Annotated in this window: 15 protein-coding genes; 10 read left to right on the forward strand and 5 right to left on the reverse strand. The window is 60.7% G+C overall.

Annotated features, from left to right (window positions below):
- From EOA22_RS09865 to EOA22_RS09875, 3 genes are all read right to left on the reverse strand, one after another.
- The coding region (locus tag EOA22_RS09865; RefSeq protein ID WP_127389946.1) for an FAD-binding protein at window positions 1–817 on the reverse strand (817 nt) is incomplete at its 3' end.
- A complete protein-coding gene (nadA, locus tag EOA22_RS09870) occupies window positions 814–1,788 on the reverse strand; it encodes a quinolinate synthase NadA (RefSeq protein WP_063169250.1) in 975 nt (324 codons plus the stop codon). The genes nadA and EOA22_RS09865, both read right to left, overlap by 4 nt.
- A 62-nt stretch (window positions 1,789–1,850) precedes the next feature.
- On the reverse strand, window positions 1,851–2,813 hold the full coding sequence (locus EOA22_RS09875) for a membrane protein (RefSeq protein WP_024505567.1): 963 nt from the start codon (window positions 2,811–2,813) through the stop codon (window positions 1,851–1,853).
- Window positions 2,814–2,984: 171 nt separating this feature from the next.
- Between EOA22_RS09875 and panB the strand changes: the two genes are divergently transcribed.
- The 4 genes from panB to EOA22_RS09895 all read left to right on the forward strand — a co-directional run bounded on the left by panB (window position 2,985) and on the right by EOA22_RS09895 (window position 6,269).
- Window positions 2,985–3,821, forward strand: coding sequence for a 3-methyl-2-oxobutanoate hydroxymethyltransferase (gene panB, locus EOA22_RS09880; RefSeq protein WP_063169249.1), 837 nt, complete (start codon window positions 2,985–2,987; stop codon window positions 3,819–3,821).
- On the forward strand, window positions 3,818–4,726 hold the full coding sequence (gene panC / locus EOA22_RS09885) for a pantoate--beta-alanine ligase (protein WP_063169248.1): 909 nt from the start codon (window positions 3,818–3,820) through the stop codon (window positions 4,724–4,726). The genes panB and panC overlap by 4 nt, the downstream gene beginning before the upstream one ends.
- 119 nt (window positions 4,727–4,845) lie before the next feature.
- Window positions 4,846–5,544 (forward strand): LuxR family transcriptional regulator, encoded by a 699-nt coding sequence (locus EOA22_RS09890; RefSeq protein WP_348629485.1) that lies wholly within the window; start codon window positions 4,846–4,848, stop codon window positions 5,542–5,544.
- A 92-nt stretch (window positions 5,545–5,636) separates the two neighbouring features.
- Entirely contained in the window at window positions 5,637–6,269 is a 633-nt protein-coding gene (locus EOA22_RS09895; RefSeq protein ID WP_063169246.1) for an acyl-homoserine-lactone synthase, read from the forward strand.
- A 365-nt stretch (window positions 6,270–6,634) separates the two neighbouring features.
- Here the strand turns inward: EOA22_RS09895 and EOA22_RS38745 are convergent, their stop codons facing one another.
- Entirely contained in the window at window positions 6,635–6,883 is a 249-nt protein-coding gene (locus EOA22_RS38745) for a DUF6074 family protein (protein WP_063169245.1), read from the reverse strand.
- 599 nt (window positions 6,884–7,482) lie between these two features.
- Here EOA22_RS38745 and EOA22_RS09905 point away from each other — a divergent pair.
- From EOA22_RS09905 to EOA22_RS09910, 3 genes are all read left to right on the forward strand, one after another.
- A complete protein-coding gene (locus EOA22_RS09905; RefSeq protein ID WP_224570941.1) occupies window positions 7,483–7,953 on the forward strand; it encodes a hypothetical protein in 471 nt (156 codons plus the stop codon).
- Entirely contained in the window at window positions 7,946–8,080 is a 135-nt protein-coding gene (locus EOA22_RS39515; RefSeq protein ID WP_256754986.1) for a hypothetical protein, read from the forward strand. Before EOA22_RS09905 ends, EOA22_RS39515 begins: the two co-directional genes overlap by 8 nt.
- 174 nt (window positions 8,081–8,254) lie before the next feature.
- The gene (locus EOA22_RS09910) at window positions 8,255–8,500 is read left to right on the forward strand and encodes a hypothetical protein (RefSeq protein WP_063169243.1); all 246 of its coding nucleotides are present in this window, start codon (window positions 8,255–8,257) and stop codon (window positions 8,498–8,500) included.
- Between the two features lie 189 nt (window positions 8,501–8,689).
- Here the strand turns inward: EOA22_RS09910 and EOA22_RS09915 are convergent, their stop codons facing one another.
- Window positions 8,690–9,079 (reverse strand): hypothetical protein, encoded by a 390-nt coding sequence (locus EOA22_RS09915; RefSeq protein WP_024505560.1) that lies wholly within the window; start codon window positions 9,077–9,079, stop codon window positions 8,690–8,692.
- 706 nt (window positions 9,080–9,785) lie between these two features.
- Between EOA22_RS09915 and EOA22_RS09920 the strand changes: the two genes are divergently transcribed.
- From EOA22_RS09920 to EOA22_RS09930, 3 genes are all read left to right on the forward strand, one after another.
- Window positions 9,786–11,000, forward strand: coding sequence for a cation:dicarboxylase symporter family transporter (locus EOA22_RS09920; protein WP_210326676.1), 1,215 nt, complete (start codon window positions 9,786–9,788; stop codon window positions 10,998–11,000).
- Window positions 11,001–11,171: 171 nt separating this feature from the next.
- Window positions 11,172–11,456 carry a thioredoxin domain-containing protein gene (locus tag EOA22_RS38750; RefSeq protein WP_224570942.1) on the forward strand — a complete coding sequence of 95 codons (285 nt, stop codon included), beginning with the start codon at window positions 11,172–11,174 and terminating at the stop codon, window positions 11,454–11,456.
- A gap of 732 nt (window positions 11,457–12,188) precedes the next feature.
- Window positions 12,189–13,082: a zincin-like metallopeptidase domain-containing protein gene (locus tag EOA22_RS09930; protein WP_127389947.1), complete on the forward strand. Its 894-nt coding sequence runs from the start codon at window positions 12,189–12,191 to the stop codon at window positions 13,080–13,082.
- The last annotated feature ends 3 nt before the right edge of the window (window positions 13,083–13,085 follow it).

A 13,085-nucleotide genomic window follows, 5' to 3' on the forward strand; every position in this document is an offset into this window, starting at 1 on the left:
CGCCAGGTGTGTCGGCGAGGAAGCGCTCTCCTCGCTCATCGATGAGCACCGCGCCTTCGCCACGCACGGCTTCGCTCACCAGCGGCATCGGCCGGCGCGGACCGTCGAGCGCAGTTGGATGGAACTGTATGAATTCCAAGTCGGCGAGTTCCGCCCCCGCCCATGCGGCGAGCGCCAGCCCGTGACCCCATGAGCCAGCGGGGTTTGTCGTGTCGCAAAACAGCCCGCCGACGCCGCCGGTCGCCAGCACCGCGCGACGCGTGGGCAGAGCGAGCGCGCCGGCTCGTCCTGCTGCGACCACGGCGATGACCGACCCGTCCTGCACGACCAGCCGGCGGACCTCCACATTTTCGATAATGGTGATCGAGGCTGTACGCCGAACCGCGGCGACGAGCGCGCGCACCAACTCGCGACCGGTGGCGTCGCCGGCTGCATGCACAATCCGCCGTCGCGAGTGTGCCGCCTCGAGCCCAAGTCGCAACGCGCGGTCAGGGTGCTGGTCGAAGTCGACGCCGAACCTTTGGATCGTCCTAATCGCTTCGGGTGCAGCTCGTACCACTCGCCGCACCGTGGCCTCATCGCAGAGTCCGTCGCCGGCAGCTATCGTGTCGCAAAGGTGAAAATCTGGGCCGTCGTCGCCCCCGAGACTTGCCGCAAGACCGCCCTGGGCAAGTTCACTGCAGGCTCCGGTTCCAAGCGGCGCGTTGGTCAAAAGCACGACCGGTTCCGGCGCCAGATGAAGCGCCGTCATCAGGCCGGCAATGCCGCCGCCGATGACGACCGGCGCCCCCGCGATTTCGCGAACCTCCAGACTCATAGGGAAAGCATGCGCTCGACCGCGCGGCGGGCGGGGCCGGCAATTTCGGGATCAATCCGGACCTCATGCCGGTTCTGCTCGAGTGCGGCGCGAATGTTGGCCAGGTTGATGCGCTTCATGTGCGGGCACAGATTGCATGGGCGAACGAACTCGACGTCGGGATGCGCGACCGCGACGTTGTCGCTCATCGAACATTCGGTCAGAAGGACGACACGCTTCGGTTTCTCACGCTCGACATAATCCGACATCGCCGCGGTCGAGCCGGAGAACTCCGCCTCCGCGACAACGTCTGGTGGGCATTCTGGATGGGCCAGCACGATGACGCCTGGATGGGCATCGCGCAGTTCCCGGATGTCTGCTGCGGTGAAGCGCTCATGCACCTCGCAATGGCCTTTCCAGGCGATGATCTCGACGTCTGTATCGGCTGCCACGTTCCTCGCCAGATATTCGTCCGGGAGCATCAGCACACGCGCCACGCCAAGCGATTCCACCACCGCCTTGGCGTTGCCGGACGTGCAGCAGATGTCGGACTCCGCTTTTACGGCGGCGGAAGTGTTGACGTAAGTAACAACGGGGACCCCCGGATACCGCAGCCGCATTAGCCGCACGTCGTTTGCCGTGATCGATTCGGCCAGCGAGCAGCCGGCGCGGAGATCCGGGATGAGCACGGTCTTGTTCGGATTGAGCAGTTTTGCCGTCTCGGCCATGAAATGAACGCCGGCAACCACGATGATGTCGGCGTCGACCGTCACCGCCTTGTGGGCCAACGCCAGGCTGTCGCCGACGATGTCTGCCACGCAATGAAAAATTTCGGGCGTCTGGTAATTGTGCGCCAGCACCACCGCATTGCGCTCACGCTTCAGCGCTAAGATGGCTTCAATATCGCCGGCGAACGCGGGCCATTCAACGGGTGGGATCACCCGCCGGACACGCTCATACAAGGACGCAGCCATAGGTAACGCCCCAGTCATTGGCGCCTCGATTATATTCGGTTTGACAATAAGGGAATATATCTACCTTGACTATAAGTATGTCAAGCCCGCGCCAGCGGTAATTTTGTCCCGGCGATAGCCCTGTCGTCGAGGACGGCATGCCGGAAGCGATAAAGCTTCGCCGGTCGGCCGCCCGTGTCGAGGGAGGTCTCCCCGGTCTCCTCAACAAGTTCCTGCTGCTCGACCAATCTCCGGAAGTTCGGCTTGTTGATCAGCCTGCCAGCCAAAGCTTCCACGGTTCGCTGCAGTTGCAGCAGCGTGAAGGAAGGCCGCATAAGCTCGAACACGACCGGCCGGTATTTGATCTTCGAACGCAGCCGCGCGATCCCGGTTGCCAGAATACGACGGTGGTCAGCGACCATTGGTTTGCCAGCCGCGGCCGCAATCGCGTCCCTGCCGCCACCGGCCTCCTCAATCAGAGCAGCTTCATAGAGCAACTCGTAGCGTTGGAGCGTGAGTTCCTCGTTCCAATGGCGGTCGTCGAAGCCGAAGGCTATCGCAGCGCGCTGCCGGCGCTCGCGTTGAGTGGTCGGCTCGCTGGCGCCGCCGGCCCACTCAATCAGGCGGGGCCGCAATCTATCGAGCAGCACAGGCGGCGTGCCGAAGCGGTGGTCCTCCCAGGGAAAATATTCGTACCAACTTTGCCAGCCGCACGCGGCCGAGTTCGTTGCCTGTTCCTTCCTGGTCAATGCGAGATAGCTGATTGAGATGACGCGCTGGTGGCGCTCAGTGCCGATGCGATCGCGATCGGCGAAGGTGTAGAGTTGCTCGATGTATCCAAGTGCATGGCCGGTCTGCTGCTCCACCCACCCCCTCAAACCCGACTGCAGTGATCGATGCTCAAGGGCAAAAGGTCCAGAAGGGAGGGTGTCCGCATGACCGACTGTGAGGACACAGGGCTCACTGTCGTTTACGGCGACCACGACGGCAGTCAGGTCCACTTTGGCTTCGTCAGCTTTGACGGCGGCTTTGCCTTTCTTGGTTCTTCTTGTCTGAGGATCCATGTTTGCGAAAGCGGGTTGGCCCAACGGAGCGCCTTAATCGATTGAATGTAACCTTGGAAGCCAGCACGTCAACACCGGAGTACTCAAGCGCTGTTTTTAGCTCTTCGCAGTCGCACAAAAATATGCCAAACGCGACACCCGCTGTTGGTAACGTAAGGGAAGGGGCCTCGGTTGAGCGCGGCTGGTGAGATAAAAGGGATGACTCCTCCAGATATTCGATCGCGAAAAGGCCAGACGCCACTTGTATGCTTGACGGCCTACACCACGCCGGTCGCGAGGCTGCTCGATCGCCACTGCGACATCGTTCTTGTCGGCGACAGCGTCGGCATGGTGCTGCACGGCCTGTCGTCGACGCTGGGGGTCACGCTCGACATGATGATCATGCACGGACAGGCCGTTCGCCGCGGCCTTGAACACGCGCTGATGGTCGTCGACCTGCCCTTCGGTTCCTACGAGGAAAGCCCAGAGCACGCTTTCGGCAACGCTGCGCGCGTGATGGGTGAGACCGGTTGTTCAGCGGTAAAGATCGAGGGCGGCGAGACCATCGCGGAAACCATCCGCTTCCTTACCGCGCGCGGCGTACCTGTCATGGCCCATGTGGGCCTGACGCCGCAGGCGGTAAACACGTTTGGAGGCTATCGTGTGCAGGGCCGGGGAGCCGATGCAGAGCGGATCAGGCGCGACGCCAGGGCGGTAACTGAAGCTGGCGCCTTCTCCTTGGTGCTGGAAAAGATACCGGAGCAGCTTGCACGGCAGATAACCGCCGATATCGACATACCCACCATCGGCATCGGTGCCTCGCCAGCTTGCGACGGCCAGATTCTGGTGAGCCACGATATGCTCGGGCTCTTCACCTCATTTCGGCCGAAGTTCGTCAAACGCTATGCCGAGCTCGGTGAGCAGGCTGAGGCGGCAATCGCCGCTTACGCCACCGATATGCGGAACCGGCACTTTCCGGCGGTCGAACATCTCTATGTCAACGCCTTGAAGGCCGGTGACTTCACATGAGCGTGCCGATCGCTCGAACCGTGAGCGAGCTGCGCGGCGTCGTTGCGCAATGGCGTCGCTCGGGTGCCACGATCGGTATTGTGCCGACCATGGGAGCCTTGCACGACGGGCATCTGAGCCTCGTGCGGAAGGCGCTCGAAAGGGCCGAGCGGGTGATCGTGACGCTGTTCGTAAACCCCAAGCAGTTCAACAGCCCCGCCGACCTGATTGCCTACCCTCGGACGGAAAGCGACGATGCTGCCAAGCTCGCTCTGCTGGGCACGCATCTGCTCTATGTGCCGGACACAGAGGAAATGTACCAGGTGGGCTTCGCCACGGCCGTTTCAGTGTCCGGCATCAGCGAATGCCTTTGCGGCGCATTCCGGCTCGGCCATTTCAATGGCGTGGCGACGGTCGTGGCCAAGCTCTTCCTGCAGGCCGGCGCTGACTTCGCCTTTTTTGGCGAAAAGGATTTTCAGCAACTTCAGCTTGTCAGGCGCTTGGTCCGGGATCTCGACATTCCGATCACTATTGTGCCCTGTCCGACAGTCCGCGAAGCCGATGGTCTTGCGCTATCGTCGCGTAACGTGCGGCTCTCCCCAGCCCAACGCGCCATTGCCCCAAAACTAGCATCGGTCCTGCTCGATACGGCCGAGCGGCTTGCACGCGGCTCCCCCATCCTGCCTACGCTTGATGAAGCGCGTGCAGCAATTCTGGCTGCCGGCTATCGCGAGCTCGAATACCTGGAGCTTCGCGGAGAAACAGACCTGCAATCGTTAGCAAGCCTTGACCGACCGGCACGCTTGCTTGCTGCGGCTTGGCTTGGCGACACGCGGCTCATCGATAACGTCGCAATATCACCCATCGGTAGTTGGTCAGGTGGGCGGAGCTCTCTCCAATCGGAAGCAGCACAGCAATTGCGGTGATGACGGCGGCGCGTCGTATGCCCTGCAGGGACAGGCCATCATTTAGAACCACGTCTCCGTCGGCTTCCAGCAACCTCCGCGAGGTACGCTAAGCGCAGATGCATCGCGTATTTGAAACCTTGGTCGAGCAACTCTCTGCAAGCGTCGATGCCGTCGATCTCCATGAGGCAATGGCGTCCGCCGCAGCCGGGTTCGACTTTCCGCTCTTCGCTTATTTCACCTACCCATCCGCTTCCGGCGACAGGCCGCGATTGATCTCGAATTATCCATCATCATGGACATCACATTACCTGCAACAGCGCTACCACAGCGTGGATCCCGTGATCCTGCGGGGACTGCGGGGCTGGGATACCTTCGACTGGGGTGTGGACCGCGATCACCGTTATTTGCCGACCTCTCAGCAGGAAGTCCTGGAAAAAGCAGCTGAGTTCGGCATTCGCGGCGGACTGACCATGTCGATGCATGATCATCGCGGCCGGTTCGCCGCACTGACCTTCGCCTCCAACGAGGCGCATCCGCCATTTCTGAGGTCGCTGACGCGCTACGAAAAAGCAATGCAACTGGTTGCGATCAACGTTCATATCCATGCCCGGCGCAGGCTCGCCGAAGATTGCGTGGTAGATGGCATAATGCTCACCCGGCGGGAGTTCGAGTGCCTGAAATGGGCGGCGTGCGGCAAGTCGGCCTGGGATATCAGCCAGATTCTCGGTGTCTCGAAACGCACCGTGACCTTCCATCAGGAAAACGCCAAGGCGAAGCTTGGCGTGCGAACCATCAACCAGGCCGTAGTGCGGATGGCTGCTCGGGCGAGATCCTGATCCTCTCCAAGTCTAGCTGTAAAGGTCTACAGGCTGCATTCATGACGGCTTTGCCCTTCGATTGCGTGGACACATCCCGCACGGAGACGACAATGATGCAGCTGATAACACCCGACTGCTACGCCGAGTTTGCGAGCGAACTCAAGGAAATGCACGGACTTAGGTATCGGGTTTTCAAGAAGCGGCTCGATTGGGAAGTGCAGACCGAAGGCGAAATGGAAACGGACTCGTTTGACAGCCTGAACCCCGTCTACCTGCTTCTCAAGGGGTCCGATTGGCGAACTTGCGGCTGCGTCCGCCTTTTGCCGACCACCGGACCGACAATGTTGCGCGATACGTTTCCGACGCTGCTGGATGAGATGGTGGTCCCTGCGAGTGCCGATATCTGGGAGAGTAGTCGTTTCGCGCTCGATCTCCCTGCGACAGCGCCGAAGGCAGCTGGCGGCCTGGCCCAAGCAACCTACGAGCTCTTCGCGGGGATCATCGAATTCGGCTTGGCCAACAATCTCTCCGGGATCGTAACGGTGACAGATACGCGCATCGAAAGGATCCTTCGTCTCGCGACCTGGCCGTTGTCACGTATCGGACAGCCCAAGCAGGTCGGCAACACCGAGGCAGTCGCCGGCTTCCTCGATATTTCCTACGCCAGTCTCTTGCGCATCCGCTGGAGGGGACGCCTCAACGGGCCGGTGTTGTGGCAACCAGTTCTCATCCAATCGGCATAGCGCCTGCGGATGCTCAGCCGTGACTTGAGTTAAGTCTGCTCACGGCCGCCACCGCCGCCGTGAGGGTGAGCGGACCCGCCCCACGAGCTTTCGACTGTTCCGGTCGATTGGCTCGCGCGGCCGGACTTTGGATTTCCGTAGGCGCAACCCGCAGTCCAGCGTGAGCACGCCAAAATGGCGCCCCTCCGCTTCGTCCAAAGAAGCCAACGTGGCTTCTGAGGTCGTCTTAGAATATTGGACCGGCCGCCGTGAGCGATCGCAACCTCAAAGCTTTGCCGGTATGCCGGTTTGGCCGGACCGTCGGCCAGTCGGAGCAGTCCCCCGATAAGGACCCGAGCTGACGCGCGGTCCAACAGCGCCCGAGCCTATGCTTTGTGCATTACCGTTCGGTTGGCCATGTCGTCCAAGACCGCATGAAGAAGGCTTCCAACCTCCTGCGCAGCGAGCTCTGGCGCAATTCCTACATCGGACAATTGAATGAGCATTTTCTTGGCGGCACAGCGCCAGAACGCGCTCGCCGCCTCGCCGTTCTTGGTCTCGAGGGCCTGGGCGATACTTTCGACCAATATACGTCGCCGATGCAGCGGAAATACGCAAATGTTTGATTCATGCATCAATCACCTCACAGATTCAGTTCCACAAAGAAAAACACCGGCGTCTTCAAAAGAGCCCCGCTAGCGCGGTGACGGTTCGCGGCGACATGACGAGTTCCACTTCCCCATCGACAAGCCATTGGGAGATGAGCCGCCGGACCGCATATCCGGGACCGCACATAAGGTGAACCACCATTGCTCATCCGGCTGCATTTTCCTGGGCCGTTCGACGAGGCGTTCCAGCCGAATTGACGTCCAATGACTTGATCTCTGAAAGGGCAGGGCGGTACGAATCACCCGACTGTTCCGCTGCTTACATTCCTGCGAGCTTGTGTATGAACGATTAAAGCGTGCCCGAGCCGTTCTTGGTGGCCGCCGCAGAAGGGAATCATGTCATCCGCTGCCTATCGTAGGCGGCGCGACTTCTAGCATGACTGCACTGCCCCGACAGGGCTTTGCAATCGCGCGTTTCGAAGCCTATGCTTTGGCATCGGCCGGCATTTACTTCGGTGCAGCCGACAGTAAGACGTACGCGCTCTTGCCCCGTTGGAAGAGAGCCTTGCCCGATCCCTCTTTCGCGACCAGGTGCTGAAGCCCTCACCCCGCAGGACTTCGCGCTTTTGCGACCATCGCTGCATCACGTCGAACCGGGCATCAAGGACAAGTTGGAGGTCGCGCATCAGCCGATCAAGAACGTATATTTTCCCGAGAGGGGCATCGCGTCGGTGGTCGCCACCATGACCGGCGGGCGGCAAGGTGAAGTCGGCATTGTCGGCTATGACGGGATGAAAGGAATTGCCGTCATTCTCGGAAAGGAAAGCACTACCTGGCGCCTGCCGGTTGAAAACCTTCGCCCTGCGATTAGCCCGTCGCTTCGCACCTCAGTGCTGGACTATGCCCACGCGTTCCTCGTCCAATCATGCCGGACGGCACTGGTCAATGGCCACTCCAAGGTCGAAGAACGGCTGGCCCGCTGGCAGCTGATGGTCCACGACCGTGCGGAAGGAGATAAGATCCTCCCGACGCATGAATTTCTGGCGACCATGCTCGCGCCCACCGCCCGGGGTCACCACGGCCCTGCAAATGCTTGAGTATCGAGGACTGGTGCACGCCAAGCGCGGCGAGATCACGATCATCGACCGTGCCGGATTGATAAAGCTCACACATGGCGCTTATGACAAGGAGGAGCAGCGTTATTTCGGCCTGGCCGCTGCCTGAAGCATGTCGGTTGAAACGGGTTCAGCCGACGTCTCCTTGCCCCTCACCAGGTCGCCCAAAAGCATCAGCGGTTTTGAACGAATCGCAGCGATTGTCCGCAATCGGACATAGGCTTGAAGGCGGTCGAATTCGTGCCATAAGTCGGGTTGGTCAGGGTTCAGGGAGGAATTCGTCATGACCAATTCGTTTCACACCGTCACCGTCGAAAAAGCCGCAGAAGCCTATGTCCTTTCCAGGGGAAGGGTCCGCTTTCTCTCCATGGCGCAGGCGATCCGCGCCATCCGAACACTAATGCCGGCATGCAAGGCCACCGACCGCGAGTTGGAGGAACTGTTGGCGGCCGCTTCCTTCGTTCATGGCGTGCCCGTCGCCTTCGACACAAAAACAGCCGATGGTGTAGAACCACGGCTGCATTCCTAAGAGGGCATGCCGCGCCATGCAGACTGTCAGAGGGCATTCGTCAGATGGTAGTCCGCTAACTTAACTGCAGAGTCTAAAGGACGTGTTCCAGCATTGCGAACTCACCGATCGCTTTGTTGCCAAAGCTGCCAGCAAGCGATCGCCTCATCCAGCCGTTTGCACCATCTCATCACAGACATCATCGCGATGCTACCTGTCCAGCATATGTCCAGCATTTCGCAAGGCGGCCAGAAGGAGCCTCGCATAGCCTGTGACATCGATCTGGGCCTGCATCGAAAGGGGCATGCTGGTCCAGTTCTCCAACGGTGCAATGAAAGGTGAGAAGGTGCCATTGACAAGGCAACAACAGCTAACAAGGCCCTCTCGGTCCAATGCCACCACACCGATCTTGTCGCCTGGATATCCAATGGCTGCGACTCGCTGGACCTCCAGGTCACCGTCCACCCGCACGTCAAAAAGAAGGCTACCACGGCTCCTCGTGGCTATCTCAGCCGCCTTCTCATCAAAGCTTGAAGAGAGCAAGCGGACGCTTTCCACCGCCATCTGGAAAATCACCAAATCCAGTTCATTCACGGCCATATGGGCATTTCCGCGCAACGGGTGGTGATTGCAATGACACATACTGCTTGTTCACAGATGTCGGTCACGAACGATCATTCGTCGGGTTCCGGTTCCGACCAACGGTGTCGCCACCTGATCGTGCTGCGGTTCGAACCTTCCGAACGCGAGCCGAGCGCGCTATGAGGTTGGAGTCTAGGTCTCGGACCCTGCCTCGCGGCCTGCTCATCTTTGGCAGACCCGTTGCAACGCCGCCGCGATGGCGCAAACGCCAGATGACGCTGATCCATCGCTTGATCGTGAACTGAGCTTCTGAACACCATTGGGACAGCAGGGTGGAAGGGCTTGACCAACGCTGCCCCCGTTTTCCAAGAGGACCCGTCCTCGATTGAATCTTTCGAGCCCCGTGCAGCGCGCAGCCAAATGATGACCATCTGGACCCAGCTCGCAGACCGCAAGGCAAAGAGGGAACCTTCCAGGCAGCCAAGCTGCGTCGACGCAAAGAGCGGCCTTTGGAGTTCCCAGAATCGACCCTTCCATAGTTGCGACAGGCAACCACTGCACGAGTGTGGGAGAGCGAATCGCAAGCATTGCGTGAGGTCCTGCGCGTTTTCCCCTCTTGCTATTTGGCACATCGTTTGCGCCGAAGTGGGCGCAGCGTTCGACCGGAGCACTGCATGGGAGAGGGAGGAGCCCCACCCCGATCCGGTCAAGGAGAGAGACGGTGTTGGTTCCAAGAGTTCCCCGCGCGATCTTAGCGCCCCGCAAGCGCCATTTTGCCCGGACCTACGTGCAGGTACTTGCCGCCATAATCCTGGGTGCCGCAATCGGCTATTTCCATTTGGAGACCGGCCACAGCCTGAAGCCGCTCTGCGATGCCTTCGTCGATGTCGTCAAGATAATCACCGTACCTGTCATCTTCCTGACAATGGCGACCGGCATTGCCGGCATGAGCGATCTGCAGAAGGTCGGCCGAGTTGCCGCCAAGGCGATGGTTTATTTCCTTACCTTCTCGACGCTAGCACTCCTTGTCGGGCTGATTGTCGCGAATATCGTTCAGCCTGGCGCCGGCCTCAACATCGATCCGGCCTCGCTCGATGTCGAAGCCGTTAAGGGCTATGTGGCCACGGCTCACGAGCAGTCCGTGACCAGCTTCCTGATGAACATCATCCCGTCAACGATTGCCAGTGCCTTCGCGGAAGGCGACATCCTGCAAGTCTTGTTCCTCTCGGTCCTGTTCCTCTCGATCCTGTTCGGCGCGGTCTGCCGCTACAACGGCCGCTCGCTCTTCTCTCTCGTCCGATACATCAAGGACGAGCTGCTGCTCGCAATGTCCTCCTCAGAGGCCGCGCTGGCCTCGCTCATGGAGAAGATGGAAAAGGCCGGCGCCACGCATTCGGTCGTGGGTCTCATTCCATTCAATCTGGACGGCACGAATATGATGCTCGCCGCCCTTTTCATCGCCCAAGCGACGAAAACTGATCTCCCGATCGGCTGCCGGATCCTCATGCTGTTTGTCGCATTGTTCCCTTCGAACGGAACAACCCGCATTACCGGTGCAGGCCTCGTCACAATGGCTGCAACGCTCTTTCTTGTTCCGGCCGCACCGGTCACCTCCGTGGGGCTTATTCTTGGCGTCGATCAGCTTATGTCCGAATGCCACGCGCTGACGGTTTTTCTCCGCAGCGTAGCGGCAACGCTGGCTGTCACCCGGTCCGGGGCGAGCGGGATAAACGACGATTCGGGGAGCGCCTCACTAGCGGACCGTTCAGCGCTCTGGCGGTGGACGGTCAAGTCGCCCGGCGTGGTGAACACAATTCCCCGTGCGAACGACGCTCAGCTATTGGGGTGGACCCGATGGCGCAAAGCCGTATTTGAGAAACCGCCAGATCGCACCGGCACCTGTGCGCCTGTAGCAACTGCGGGGCACGATCAAAACTGACCCATTTTACACCAAAAAGGCGGCCGTTGCTGCCACGCCGTCCATGGATTGGAGACTCATGTCTAAGCCGACTGCCATCACTGTCGCAGCTCTTCTTTTACTCCTCGCCTTGCTGGCGAGCCAATATAGCGCGAACCTGCACCGGCAGGCGTGGTCGACCGACAGGCAAAAGTGGAGCGGCGCATTCGACAACGATCTCCTTCGCCAATCGCCGGCAACCCGCAAGGCGATGCCGTTCTGGTCATATTCAATGACTACCACAACTGTCCGCATTGCAGACTGGCTGATATCAACTACCAAAAAGCCTTCAAGCATGAGCCCAATCTGAAGCTTGTGATCAAACAGTTCCCGGTCCTGGGACCGGATTCCCAATTCCCAGCCTTCGCCGCACTCGCCTCGAGAAAACAGGGAAAGTTCGACGAATTCCACCGCGCCCTTATGATTTCCCCCAGTTGAAGGGTCACTCTCAAGATCGCAGCGCGTGTAGGCCTTGACGTTGAGCAGCTCAAGCGGGAATGCAAGATCCGGCCATCGCAGATGAAATGCGCGCGTCCGCGCACTCGCGAAAGGTCTGCACTTAGACGGTACGCCCGCGTTGGTGGTCGGCGATATAGTGGTCGCCGACCTTGTGGACATGGCCAGCTTGCAACGCTTGCATCGCCGATGCGCGCTCAAAGCGTGCTGGCTCTCGTGCGGGGCAGCATCTGTAGACCGGCCACGCTGTTGTTGCCGGAGCGTGCCGTTTGTGGCAGCTGGCTTTGCTGTCGCTCCTCGTAATCTTGTTGCGGTCATCCAGCTGCCGTGGGCGCCAACAACAATCCTGAGCGCCCGCGCCTGAAGTCGCTGGCCGGGTGCTCGTGAACCGAGCCCGCTTTTCTTCGGCAAGCTCAGGCGGTCTTGGCCCTGCGGCATCGCCCCCTGGCGCGGGGCAGCCTTCGGCTGCTGACGGTCGCCGGCCTGTCGGCCGGCGTCTTTCTATTGTGGCCTTCCCCCTGGCGCAGGGTGGGCAGCACTCCCTTCTAGGCCCGCCGCGGCGTCCCGCAACCCTTCGCTTGTCGCTTTCGGGTCCTCCACTCCGTTCCGGTCCTGCTGATGCAGTCCGCCTCCGACGGCGGGCCTTTCCGGTCGCTTTTGCCGCCCACCCCGCTTCCGGGGAGGGCGCGCGATTGTAGAGCGGAGGACATCACGATGCGTGCAAACAACAAACGTTGCGGCAGCCGACAGGCTGGCGCAGACAGCGGCGGGCGCACCGGCGCCAGCCTTTATCAGGAAATCACCGACCGCATCATTGCCGAACTGGAGCGCGGCACCGTGCCATGGGTCAAGCCGTGGGGCAGGGCAAGGACAGGCCTCGGCCTGCCGCGGAATGCGGCCACCCAGCGCCGATATTCCGGCATCAATATCCTGATCCTGTGGGGCGCGGTCATCGAGCGCGGTTTCCCCAGCCAGAACTGGCTCACCTTCCGGCAGGCGCTTTCGCTTGGCGGCAATGTCAGGAAGGGCGAGCACGGCACCACCATCGTTCACGCTGACCGCTTTGTTCCCAAGAACGAAAAGCAACGCGCCGACACCGATGGCGACGAACCGCAGGCGGTGCCCTTCCTGAAGCGCTTCACCGTCTTCAATGTCGCGCAGTGCGATAATCTGCCCGAACATCTTTACGCCGCCGGCGAGCCTCTGCCTGAGCGCGAGATGGTCCCGCAGGCCGAGGCGCTCATTCATGCAACCGGCGCTGATTTTCGCGTCGGCGGCGAGCGCGCCTTCTACATGCCCGGCAGCGACACCATACAGGTGCCGCCGCAGCCGGCTTTCTTCCACCAGATCGACTATTACCGGACCTGCTTTCACGAGCTTGGCCACTGGACCGGCCACCCGAGGCGACTCGCGCGCGACCTGTCCGGCTCCTTCGGGTCCAACACCTATGCGCGCGAGGAACTGGTCGCCGAAATCGCATCAGCCTTCATCTGCAGCAGTCTCGGCATCGAGCCGACCGTGCGCCATGCCGACTACATCGGCTCATGGCTGACGGTTTTGCGCGAGGACAACCGCGCCATCTTCCGCGCCGCAAGCCATGCCTCGTAAGCC

The organism is Mesorhizobium sp. M7A.F.Ca.US.014.04.1.1, from assembly GCF_003998745.1.
In the GTDB taxonomy this organism is placed as follows: Bacteria; Pseudomonadota; Alphaproteobacteria; order Rhizobiales; family Rhizobiaceae; genus Mesorhizobium; species Mesorhizobium ciceri.